The organism is Giesbergeria giesbergeri, from assembly GCF_054779375.1.
In genome coordinates this window covers 1-11,759 of sequence record NZ_BAAGYJ010000008.1, presented here as the reverse complement: position 1 = coordinate 11,759, position 11,759 = coordinate 1, and the positions used below count along the sequence as shown (strand labels likewise).

The window sequence follows — 11,759 nt, the reverse complement described above, 5'->3', positions numbered from 1 at the left end:
TTTTTGTTGTCATGTTACGTTTTACCGTTCTTGTCTTGGCACTGGCCAATGCTGGCTATTACGCTTGGTCTCATGGGCTACTTCCCATAGGCCAAAGCACCTCAGGTGAAGAGGCAGAACCCCAACGCCTCAGCCAGCAACTCCACCCCGAAGCCTTGCGTATCCTGCCCAAAACAGGCTCTACAGCGCCGCCAAGCACAGACGAGACAACTCGCCCCACCACTACGCCCCCCACGGCGCCAACCACTGCGCCCCCCGAGCCAGTGCCTCCACCCTCCCCCCCACCGCCGGCAGTGCCAGTCCTTAGCACCCCAGAGCCTGTGGTAACACCGCCAGTCGCGGCCTTGGCTGCCCCGCCACCAAAACAAAAACCCGACACCGACAAAGCAGACCACAGCAAACCAGAAACCAAACCAGACGCCAAAACAGCAGTCAAACCTGAACCGAGCACAGTCTGCCTACAAGCGGGTGCTTTCGATACGGCACAAGCCGATGTGCTGCGCAAAGCCTTGGGCAGCCTACCTGCCAACAGTTGGAACCTCAATAGCGCCACCTTGCCTGGGCGCTGGATGGTCTACATGGGGCGCTTCCCCGATTTGGACACATTAAACAAGAAACGCAACGAATTGCGCGAACGCAATGTCGCCTACGACCGCCCACGTATCCAAGCACTGGAGCCGGGCCTATCGCTAGGGCGCTACTCCACCGAAGAAGCGGCCCAACGTGCCTTGGCCCAATTGGGAACCAAAGGTGTACGCAGTGCCCGCGTAGTGCAAGAGCGCACCGAAACCCCAGCCTTTGTTTTACGCCTGCCCGCCATAGCTGCCGACGCACGCCAGCGCATCACCAACACCCTGCGCCCAGCACTCGCCGGTAAGACCCTGCGGCCTTGCAGCAACGACTGATGCTGCGCAGCACGGCACAACCGTGTGCTAAGCCTCTTCGTTTGGCACCGGCAAAGCAGTAAAACCAACGGTGAACAAGGCACCGGGGTGCATGTGTCCTGGATGCGCATCTTCAAGGCTCACTTGGGCACCGTGCTGGCGTGCAATCTCCAGCACAATTGGCAGCCCCAACCCAGAGCCATCGGCCTCCGTACCCAACGCACGATAGAACGGCTGAAACACCAGCTCCCGTTCAGCTTCTGGCACGCCCGGCCCCGAATCCTCCACCTGCAACACCACACTTTGGTTCTCCAGATCCGTCAGCACCCTGGCAGTCACCACACCCGGCTGCTCTGCAGTAGAGGGGGTGTAATGGATGGCGTTATCCACCAAATTGCGTACCAACTCCATGATCAAAGTCGGGTTGGCATCAATCCGCACCCCCGGATCACCAGGTTCGGCACCGTCATAACCCAAGTCAATGCGCTTGTCCAACGCTCTGGGCACCGAATCACGCACCACCTCAATCACCAACCGTGCCAAATCGCAGGGCTGGCGGGGCATTACTGCACCACTGCCCTCGGCACGGGCCAATGCCAACAGTTGGTTCACTGTGTGGGTGGCCCGAATGCTCGAGCGCCCAATCTGCTGCAACGAGCGTTTGAGCTCCTCGGTACTGGTGCCTTCGCGCTGGGCCAAATCCGCCTGCATCCGCAACCCTGCCAAAGGCGTCTTGAGTTGGTGGGCGGCATCGGCCAAAAAGCGTTTTTGTGTAGCCAGCGAGTCATGCAAGCGGTTGAGCAGGTCGTTCACCGCATCCACCAAAGGCGCTACCTCCAACGGCACGGCCTTGTGGTCTAGTGGACTCAAATCATCTGGGCTGCGCGCCCGAATACGCTCTTCCAGCAGGTGCAAAGGCCGAATGCCATGCGCCAGTGCCAACCAGACCAGCAACACCGCCAACGGCAAAATGATGAACTGCGGCAGCATCACTCCCTTGATGATCTCGGTAGCCAGCACACTGCGCTTTTCCCGCGTCTCAGCCACCTGCACTAAAGCCAGCCCCTTGCCCGTCATGGGCAAACGCACCCAGATGTAGGCCACCCGGATATCGATGCCACGCAGCTCTGCATCTCGCAAGCGCACCTCCGAAGTGCTGGGCGATTCGTCCTGTGGCGGCGTTGGCAAATCACGCTCCCCAGACAACCATTCACCACGCGGGCCAGTGACTTGGTAGTAGACGATGTCCGAGTCATCGGCGCGCAGAATCTCGCTGGCAGGCTGTGGCAAATTGAACTGCACCTTGCCCCGGTACACCGTCACCAATTGGGCCAGCGCATGGGCGTTGTACTCCAGTGCTCGATCGAACGGCTTGTTGGCAATCCCTTGAGCCACGAGCCAAGTCAGCGCCAAACTCACTGGCCACAGCAGCAGCAAGGGTGTGAGCATCCAGTCTAGGATCTCACCAAACAGGGAGCGTTGTTCACGCTGGAAAATTTTCAAGGCAAAGACCACGCAAAAAAGAAACCGCTGCCCATGTCAGCCCGGAATCTTTTCCAGACAGTAACCCAAACCACGCACCGTAGCAATGCGGATCGGGCCTTTCTCAATCTTCTTGCGCAAGCGGTGGATATAAACCTCAATGGCATTGTTGCTCACCTCCTCGCCCCACTCGCACAGGCGCTCCACCAGCTGGTCTTTGCTCACCAGACGCCCAGCACGCTGCAACAACACCTCCAAGAGGCCCAACTCACGCGCAGACAGCTCCACCATCTTGCCGTCAATCGTCGCCACCCGTCCGGCTTGGTCATAAACCAATGGCCCGTGACGAATCGTGGCACTACCCCCACCAGCCCCCCGGCGCACCAATGCACGCACCCTGGCCTCCAACTCTTGCAAGCTGAACGGTTTTGCCATGTAGTCGTCAGCACCAAAGTCCAGTCCCTTCACGCGCTCCTCCACACTGTCGGCAGCCGTCAAGATCAGCACAGGCAAGGTTGCACCTCGGCTGCGCAAACGTTTGAGCACTTCAAGGCCATGCACCTTGGGCAGGCCCAAATCAAGAATGAGCAGATCGAACTCATGGTTGGTCATCAAGGCAGCATCGGCTTCGCTACCACTGGCTACATGGTCTACCACAGCCCCCGAACTGCGCAAGGTACGCAGCAGACCATCGGCCAGCACTTGGTCATCTTCGGCAATCAAAATGCGCATGGAAAAAATCCTGTGTCAGGTCGGTGAAAGGCGCCAATTCTAGGAGCGTGCCAACCACTCTCGCCCAGACTCAAGGCACATAACTGCCTGCGTAGGCCTCCAACCCCAAGGCCACCACCGTAGCGACCTCATCGCCCACCTCCGCCCGAAACTCGGTTTCAGCCTGCTCCACCGCCTCACGAAAGGCCTGCAACCATGCCAAACCCACCGGCGTAAAGCACACACGCCGCGCCCGCGCATCATGCACATCGGGCACACGCACCACCAGCCCCCAAGCCACACATTGATTGACCAAATCGGCCATCGCCTGTTTGCTCATGCCTGCACGGTGTGCCAGATCGGTCAGACGATCACCCTGCAAGGACAAATGGCGCGTGATATGGATATGGGCAGCACTGATCTGATCGCGGGCAGCCAAGTTCGACAGGGCCAGTGGCACCTCCAAATTGTGGGCCATCAACTGCAACACCCTCGCATCAAAACGGCGCAAGGCGTGGCCCATCAGACGGCCCAAATGGGTTTGGCGCCACCCCTCATCACGCAAAGAAAAAGCATCGGTTTTAGGCATCTTTTTTATCAGGCAAACTGACTAAAAAATGGTTTTTTTGATTTTAACCATCCGATAAACTTGCACCCAAGCCAGTCCACACATCCGTTTCCCTGGAACCCGGCTTACTAGCCAACCCATTGATTTTTCAGGAGATATTCCATGAGCACTCCCTCCAACCGCAGCATGCCCGCCGACAGCGACAAAGCCAAAGCTTTGGCCGCAGCATTGGCACAGATCGAAAAACAATTTGGCAAAGGCACCATCATGCGCCTGGATGAGGGCGAGGTGATTGAAGACATTCAAGTCGTATCCACCGGCTCCTTAGGGCTGGACATTGCCCTGGGAGTAGGTGGCCTGCCACGAGGCCGTGTGATCGAAATCTACGGCCCAGAATCCTCGGGCAAAACCACCCTGACACTGCAAGTCATTGCCGAAATGCAAAAAATTGGCGGTCAATGTGCTTTTGTGGATGCCGAGCATGCCCTCGATATCCAATATGCACAAAAACTGGGTGTACACCTCGAAGACTTGCTGATCAGCCAACCCGATACTGGCGAACAAGCCCTCGAAATCGTCGACAGCTTGGTACGCTCTGGCGCGGTTGATTTGATCGTAGTGGACTCGGTAGCCGCGCTCACCCCCAAAGCCGAGTTGGAAGGCGACATGGGCGACAGTCTGCCCGGCCTGCAAGCCCGCCTCATGAGCCAAGCACTGCGCAAACTCACCTCCAGCATCAAGAAAACCAACTGCACCGTCATCTTCATTAACCAAATCCGCATGAAGATCGGTGTCATGTTCGGCAGCCCCGAGACCACCACCGGCGGCAACGCACTCAAGTTTTATGCCTCGGTGCGCCTAGACATCCGCCGCACAGGCTCCATCAAAAAAGGCGAAGAAGTCATTGGCAACGAAACCAAAGTCAAGGTAGTCAAAAACAAGGTATCCCCCCCATTCAAAACCGCTGAATTCGACATCCTGTTTGGCGAAGGCATCTCGCGCGAGGGTGAAATCATTGACATGGGCGTAGCGGCCAAACTGATCGAGAAATCTGGTGCTTGGTATGCCTACGGTGGGGAAAAAATCGGCCAAGGCCGCGACAACGCCCGCGAATTTCTGCGCGAAAACCCACCGCTGGCCCACGAAATTGAAAACAAAGTACGAGAGAGCCTGGGCATTGCCTTGTTGCCCCCTGGCCCAGCAACCCACCAAGAGGCGGCCAGCGACACCGTTGTGACCCCCAGCCCCCGAGGCCGCAAATCAGAACCCAAAGTCGACCCCGCAGTGCTGGACTGATTCCGCCGCATGGCACTGACCCGCCCACCGCTCTCGCTCAAAGGCCGTGCCTTGCGCTACCTGTCGGCACGCGAACACTCGCGTGCCGAGCTGGAACGCAAACTCACACCCCACGTCCAAGAGGGAGACAATCTCCAAAGTCTGTTAGACGATCTAGAAACCAAAGGCTTCATCAACGAAGCACGGGTCGTTGAATCGGTGCTGCACCAAAAAGCGGGGCGCATGGGTGCGATACGCCTGCGCCAAGAGTTGCGTACCAAGGGGGTGGATGACACCGCCATACAAGAAGCACTCACACAACTGCAAAACAGCACCTCTGGTAGCGAACAAGAACGTGCCCAGTCACTCTGGCAGCGGCGCTTTGGCAGCGCCCCCTCCAACCCACGCGAACGCCTGCGCCAAATGCGCTTCCTGGCTGCGCGCGGCTTTGCCGCCGACACCATCCGCCGCGTTGTCCCCTGACCGCCCCCCCCCAGCAGCCCCGCGGTCATCAACTCAAGAAATCCATATCTTCAACGGCAATCCCATTGGTGCGCACACCCAGCAGCATCACCGATGCCTGATCCCCCATTTCCAGCACCAAATCATCACCCTGCCAACGCAGATCTGTCAGCCGCTGCACCAAATCCTCCAAGGACTGCACGCCTTGGCCCATATCAAACACCAGCCGATCCTGTTGATGGTGGTGAAAATCACCAATCACCACATGCCCCCATTCACGCACCACAAAGGTGTCTGACCCTTGTCCACCCAACGCAGGGTCTTGGCCTGGGCGCACGGCCAGATGGTCATCCGTATCACCACCACGGCTATACAGGGTTTGGGTCGTGACGGGCGTCATACCCCCGGTGGCGTTGGTAGCGGGCAACCACTGCTCAGAAAACTTGGCATACAAGCCGTCCCCCTCAGGATCGACATACCGTGTCACCTCCCGACCATAGGTTTCGATCTCTGTTTTAATGACATCGGTGCCTTCAAGCGTGTACACCTCATCGGCATCCATACGCTCGCTCTTCCAACGCCCCTCATCCCATTCCTGAACACGCACCACTGCACCATTTTGAATGTCAAAGCGGTACAGATCTTGGTCATTACGGCCCGTGCCGTGGGTGTAGCTGTCGTCGTTATGGGACATGGGGTACTCCTAATGCAATCCGCAAAAGCCCTGCGGTACGGGCATTTCTCTATGCCCGCTATCTTGCAAACAGGAGCTTAAGACTGGATGAACAGCCGTGGCTCTCACCAACCCAGCATCAGTCCCAAATTCTGTACGGCTGCACCACTGGCCCCTTTCCCCAGATTGTCCAAACGCGCAATCAACACCGCCTGGCGATGGGCTTCATTGGCAAACACGCGCAATTCCAACGCGTTCGTACCTGCCAGCGTATCGGCAGCCAATTTCAGATCCTCAGTAGGAGGCAACACTTTCACCCACTGTGCAGGCGTATTGGTACGGGCATAGTGCGCTGCCAAAGCATCATGCAAATCAGCAGCTTTGGGTGCTCCGGGCAAATCATCCAAATGCAACGGTAACTGCACCAACATGCCTTGGGCAAAATTGCCCACAGCCGGAATAAACACTGGACGGCGTGTCATGCCGGTGTAGTGCAAAATTTCTGGAATGTGCTTATGCGCCAGCCCCAACGCATAGGCCTCATACGGAGCAGCCTTGCCCGCTTCATAGGCTTCGATCATAGGCCGGCCACCACCGCTATAACCACTGACCGATGGCAACGCCACCGCAAAGTCCGCTGGCAGCCATCCGGCATCGACCAAGGGACGCAACAAAGCAATAGCGCCCGTAGCGTAGCAACCCGGATTAGCCACCCTGTCCGCCACCCGAATGGCATCGGCCTGCCCCAAACACAGCTCTGGGAAACCATAGACCCAACCGGGCGTAGTGCGGTGCGCAGTAGAGGCATCCACGATTTTGATCGTACGACCCGTCTCGGCCGTAATCGCATCGACCATGGCCACCGTCTCGCGGGCCGCATCGTCGTGCAAACACAAAACCACCAAATCCACCCCCGCTATCAGGTCACGCTTGGCAGCCGGATCTTTGCGCCGCTGCGGATCAATGCTGACCAACTCCACCTGCGCCAAATCTTGCAGCCGCTCGCGGATCTGCAACCCTGTGGTACCTGCTTCACCATCAATAAAAACGGTAGCCATCGTCACGCTCCTACAAAAAAATGATGCGCAGCAGCACATGCCACCGCTTATATGTAAGTTCGCCATAAGATATGACGCCTCACAGCATGATACATTTGGCAGTTGACATGTCCCCAGCCCGCCGCCAGACATACCGCCCGGCAGGCGGGTGAAATCCCTTTCCTGAGAGAGACGAGACCTCATGAAGATTCACGAATACCAAGGCAAGGAAATCTTGCGTCAGTTCGGCGTGCCCGTTCCTCGCGGCATTCCTGCTTTCACCGTACAAGAAGCGGTCGAAGCGGCACAAAAACTCGGCGGCCCCGTGTGGGTTGTCAAGGCCCAGATCCACGCTGGTGGCCGTGGCAAGGGCGGCGGTGTCAAGGTAGCCAAGAGCATTGATGACGTCAAACGTCTGGCAGGCGAAATCTTGGGCATGCAGCTCAAGACCCACCAAACTGGCCCCGAAGGCCAAAAGGTACGTCGCCTCTATATCGAAGACGGCGCAGACATCCAGAAGGAATACTACGTCTCCATCGTCACCGACCGCGCCACACAAAAGTTGGCTTTCATCGCTTCGAGCGAAGGCGGTATGGACATTGAAGAAGTGGCCCACTCCACCCCCGAAAAGATCGTCACCGAGTTCATCGACCCGCTGACGGGCTTGGGCGAAGAACAAGCCGCCAAGATCGCCAACGGCATCGGCCTGCCTGCCGAGTCCACCGCCCAAGCAGTAGAGATCTTCCAAAAGCTCTACAAGTGCTACATGGACACCGATGCATCGTTGGTCGAAATCAACCCGCTCAACCGCGACAGCAAAAACAACCTGATCGCTCTGGACGCCAAGTTCAACTTTGACGCCAACGCACTCTTCCGTCACCCCGAAATCGTGGCCTTCCGCGATCTGGACGAAGAAGATCCCGCTGAAGTCGAAGCCTCCAAATTCGATCTGGCCTACATCAGCCTCGATGGCAACATCGGCTGCTTGGTCAACGGTGCTGGTCTGGCCATGGCCACTATGGACACCATCAAGCTGTTCGGTGGCGAGCCCGCCAACTTCTTGGACGTCGGCGGTGGCGCTACCGCTGAGAAGGTCACTGAAGCCTTCAAGATCATGCTCAAGAACGAAAACGTCAAGGGCATCTTGGTCAACATCTTCGGCGGCATCATGAAGTGCGACACCATCGCCACTGGTGTGATCACCGCTTGCAAGGCAGTGAACCTGTCCGTACCGCTGGTGGTGCGCATGAAGGGTACCAACGAAGAACTGGGCAAGAAACTGCTGGCCGAGTCGGGTCTGCCCATCATCGCCGCCGACACCATGGCCGAAGCCGCGACCAAAATCGTCGCCGCCGTCAAGTAAGCCCGCAGAGGAAAGAACATGTCGATCTATATCAACAAAGACACCAAGGTCATCACCCAAGGTATCACGGGCAAAACTGGTCAGTTCCACACCGAGAAGTGCCAGGAATACGCCAACGGCCAAAACTGCTTCGTCGCGGGCGTGAACCCCAAGAAGGCTGGCGAGTCGATTTTCAACATCCCAATCTACGCCTCCGTTAAAGAAGCGGCTACCCAAACCGGCGCAACCGTGTCGGTGATTTACGTGCCCCCAGCCGGTGCTGCCGCTGCCATCTGGGAAGCCGTAGAGGCCGATCTGGACTTGGCTATCTGTATCACTGAAGGCATTCCGGTCAAGGACATGCTGGAAGTGCGCAACAAGATGAAGGCCAAAGAAGCCGCTGGTGGCAAGAAAACCCTGCTGCTCGGCCCCAACTGCCCCGGCATCATCACCCCCGAAGAAATCAAGATCGGCATCATGCCCGGTCACATCCACCGCAAGGGCCGCATTGGTGTGGTCTCGCGTTCGGGCACCCTGACTTATGAAGCTGTGGCCATGCTGACCGAAGTGGGTCTGGGCCAATCGACTGCCGTCGGTATCGGTGGCGACCCCATCAACGGCTTGAAGCACATCGACGTGATGCGCGCTTTCAACGACGATCCCGACACCGACGCCGTGATCATGATCGGTGAAATCGGTGGCCCCGACGAAGCCGAAGCTGCTCGCTGGTGCAAAGACAACATGAAAAAGCCAATCGTTGGCTTTATCGCTGGCGTCACAGCCCCTCCCGGCAAGCGCATGGGCCACGCAGGCGCGTTGATCTCTGGTGGCGCTGATACCGCCGATGCCAAGCTGGCCATCATGGAAGAATGCGGTTTCGTCATCACCCGCAATCCTTCTGAATTGGGCAAGCTGCTCAAGGCTCAACTGAAGTAAGCGGGGCCTTTGCCTGATCCTGGTCACAAACCAGGTCTGCACCACCAAAGCGTCTGTGGCCTGCGTGCCCCAGACGCTTTGTACCTTTTGAGCGCCAGATCCGTATCAGCCTAGTCTATGATTTCACCTGCTTGCGTTTCTACAGACCGCATGGGAGACTTTTCGTAGCCGTGGATAGCTCCCGGTTGCCATACCACCACCTTCGGCCTCGCCTGAACCTTGGGCAACAGTACACAAAAATGAAATACGCGTTCAGTGCCTGCACCGACCAAGGTCGCGTGCGCAGCAATAATGAAGATGCCGTCAGTATCGACCACCAAGCCCAAGTGGTCGTACTGGCCGATGGCATGGGAGGCTACAACGCCGGAGAAGTAGCCAGCCACATGGCCACCGAGCTGATCCGCACAGAAATGGCCCGATGGTTAGCAGAGACACGCCAGCCCCCCCCAGGCCCGCAGATGCGCCAAGCACTCGAGTCCTGCGTAGAACATGCCAACCAAGCTATTTTCCATGCAGCACAGAGCAACACACAATATTCAGGCATGGGTACCACCGTGGTCGCCAGCGTATTGTGGGATGACAAACTGATGCTGGCCCATGTAGGTGACTCACGTTGCTATCGGCTGCGGGCAGGCCGTTTGGTTCAAATCACCCGCGATCACTCATGGCTACAAGAACAAATCGATGCGGGCCTGATTACCCCAGAACAAGCAGCACAATCAGGTCAGCGCAATCTGGTAACACGGGCACTGGGAGTAGAAGAAGATGTGCAAGTAGAAAGCAATGAATTTTCTGTTGAAGCCCAAGACCTCTATTTACTGTGCTCTGACGGCCTCAGTGAAATGGTCAACGACTCGGACTTGAGCAGCATTCTGAGCACCGATGCCACGCTGGAAGAAAAAACCCAGCGACTGGTTGATACGGCCAACGCCCACGGAGGCCGCGACAATATCAGTGTAGTGCTGATTTATGCAGATGGCCCAGTGCCTGCCCGTAAGCGCAGCCTGGTTTCTCGTCTGCTGGGTACGGCATAAGGGCCATGACACCCGTTTTCATGGCACATTGCATGCTTTTCCTCCCATCCATGACCCACCAACCCACCAACCGCAGGAATAGGCCATGCCAAAACTGATCGTCTCGATCGACGGCGTAGTCATCAAGGAATTGCAGCTCACCAAAGAGCGCACCGCGCTCGGTCGGCGGCCCTACAACGACATCGTGATCGACAACCTCGCCATCAGTGGCGAACATGCCGTATTGCACATGCACCATAGCGGTGTCGAAGTCGAAGACTTAGACAGTACCAATGGCACCTATGTCAACGGCAAGGCCGTACAACGCCAATGGTTGCACGGCGGTGATGTCATCGAATTGGGTAAATACAAAATTCGTTTCTTAGACGAAAACGAAGCAGAGGACTATGCCAAAACGATGGTATTCAAGCCTGGCATGGTTCCGCCACCCTTACCACCACGCAACCGCACCACGCCCGTCACAGCTCCTATCGCGCACGCAAACAATCCCACCACCGATGGTGGCAATGCTTGCATACGGGTCTTGTCTGGTGCAGCAGTAGGCAGAGAAGTGCCTTTGACCAAGGTAGTAACCACCATTGGTAAACCAGGTATTGCCGTAGCGGCCATCACGCGACGCCAGCACGGTTACGTGCTAGCCCATGTAGAAGGGCCAGACACCCCCACACACAATGGCATGCACATTGGCATTGAGCCAGTACCACTGCACCATGGAGACCTGTTGGAACTGGCAGGCACAGAGATGCAATTCCTACAGAATTGATCTGGCAAAAAACAGAAAATTTGGTAGGCCGTGTTGGACTTGAACCAACGACCAAAGGATTCAGGTTGGCACAGGTTTCCCTGTTCCCCGGACTATCTCATCACCCTGACCCATCAGAACACATCTGATAGGTTGAGGGTGTCGGGCGCTCTGGGGATGCTTATTGGATTGGCTCCGCACATCCTAGTCTCTGCACCTTCCCACCTACCGATCGAATAACGACCTGCCTTCGGTGGACTTGGCTCAGGATTGCCGGGTCAGACAACTGACTGACGGTTTCCCTGAATTCACCCGATTTTTCCACTGCTGCTTTCACAACAGGGTCACCATTTTGATGAGTCCTCTGCTCTAACCAACTGAGCTAACGGCCCCCGGTTGCCATTGTACCTAGAAAGCAGAGGTTTCACCCTCAAGCATTCAATTGCACCCAAAGAGATTTAATACTTCTACAGAATATCTATCGTAAAAAAGCGAACCCCCTCTGACCGTAGAGATCAGAGGGGGTAGCTTGAATAATGAGCCTGACGATGACCTACTTTCACACGGGAACCCGCACTATCATCGGCGCGAAGTCGTTTCACTGTCCTGTTCG

The 11,759-nt window shown here is 56.9% G+C and carries 12 protein-coding genes; 7 read left to right on the top strand and 5 right to left on the bottom strand.

What is annotated here, in order from left to right; translation table 11 throughout:
• The first annotated feature begins 11 nt into the window (after positions 1-11).
• Positions 12-905, top strand: coding sequence for an SPOR domain-containing protein (locus tag ACYVB2_RS12200; RefSeq protein WP_382433504.1), 894 nt, complete (start codon positions 12-14; stop codon positions 903-905).
• 27 nt (positions 906-932) lie between these two features.
• On the opposite strand, the gene ACYVB2_RS12195 is transcribed toward ACYVB2_RS12200, so the two are convergent.
• The 3 genes from ACYVB2_RS12195 to ACYVB2_RS12185 form a co-directional block, all read right to left on the bottom strand.
• The gene (locus tag ACYVB2_RS12195) at positions 933-2,387 is read right to left on the bottom strand and encodes a sensor histidine kinase N-terminal domain-containing protein (RefSeq protein WP_460536737.1); all 1,455 of its coding nucleotides are present in this window, start codon (positions 2,385-2,387) and stop codon (positions 933-935) included.
• A gap of 36 nt (positions 2,388-2,423) precedes the next feature.
• Positions 2,424-3,098, bottom strand: a complete 675-nt coding sequence (locus tag ACYVB2_RS12190; protein ID WP_460536734.1) for a response regulator — start codon at positions 3,096-3,098, stop codon at positions 2,424-2,426.
• A gap of 70 nt (positions 3,099-3,168) precedes the next feature.
• Positions 3,169-3,666, bottom strand: a complete 498-nt coding sequence (locus ACYVB2_RS12185) for a MarR family winged helix-turn-helix transcriptional regulator (RefSeq protein WP_382433510.1) — start codon at positions 3,664-3,666, stop codon at positions 3,169-3,171.
• 141 nt (positions 3,667-3,807) lie between these two features.
• Here ACYVB2_RS12185 and recA point away from each other — a divergent pair, with 141 nt between their 5' ends.
• Entirely contained in the window at positions 3,808-4,941 is a 1,134-nt protein-coding gene (gene recA / locus ACYVB2_RS12180; RefSeq protein ID WP_382433512.1) for a recombinase RecA, read from the top strand.
• 9 nt (positions 4,942-4,950) lie between these two features.
• Positions 4,951-5,403 (top strand): recombination regulator RecX, encoded by a 453-nt coding sequence (recX, locus tag ACYVB2_RS12175; protein ID WP_382433514.1) that lies wholly within the window; start codon positions 4,951-4,953, stop codon positions 5,401-5,403.
• 28 nt (positions 5,404-5,431) lie between these two features.
• Here the strand turns inward: recX and ACYVB2_RS12170 are convergent, their stop codons facing one another.
• Positions 5,432-6,076, bottom strand: a complete 645-nt coding sequence (locus ACYVB2_RS12170) for a hypothetical protein (protein WP_382433516.1) — start codon at positions 6,074-6,076, stop codon at positions 5,432-5,434.
• A gap of 104 nt (positions 6,077-6,180) precedes the next feature.
• Positions 6,181-7,113, bottom strand: a complete 933-nt coding sequence (gene argC / locus ACYVB2_RS12165; protein WP_382433518.1) for an N-acetyl-gamma-glutamyl-phosphate reductase — start codon at positions 7,111-7,113, stop codon at positions 6,181-6,183.
• Positions 7,114-7,294: 181 nt separating this feature from the next.
• Here argC and sucC point away from each other — a divergent pair, with 181 nt between their 5' ends.
• The 4 genes from sucC to ACYVB2_RS12145 all read left to right on the top strand — a co-directional run bounded on the left by sucC (position 7,295) and on the right by ACYVB2_RS12145 (position 11,167).
• On the top strand, positions 7,295-8,455 hold the full coding sequence (gene sucC, locus ACYVB2_RS12160) for an ADP-forming succinate--CoA ligase subunit beta (protein WP_382433520.1): 1,161 nt from the start codon (positions 7,295-7,297) through the stop codon (positions 8,453-8,455).
• An 18-nt stretch (positions 8,456-8,473) separates the two neighbouring features.
• Positions 8,474-9,370 (top strand): succinate--CoA ligase subunit alpha, encoded by an 897-nt coding sequence (gene sucD, locus ACYVB2_RS12155; RefSeq protein ID WP_382433522.1) that lies wholly within the window; start codon positions 8,474-8,476, stop codon positions 9,368-9,370.
• A gap of 239 nt (positions 9,371-9,609) precedes the next feature.
• Positions 9,610-10,404 carry a Stp1/IreP family PP2C-type Ser/Thr phosphatase gene (locus tag ACYVB2_RS12150; RefSeq protein WP_382433524.1) on the top strand — a complete coding sequence of 265 codons (795 nt, stop codon included), beginning with the start codon at positions 9,610-9,612 and terminating at the stop codon, positions 10,402-10,404.
• A gap of 85 nt (positions 10,405-10,489) precedes the next feature.
• Positions 10,490-11,167: an FHA domain-containing protein gene (locus ACYVB2_RS12145; protein WP_382433526.1), complete on the top strand. Its 678-nt coding sequence runs from the start codon at positions 10,490-10,492 to the stop codon at positions 11,165-11,167.
• The last annotated feature ends 592 nt before the right edge of the window (positions 11,168-11,759 follow it).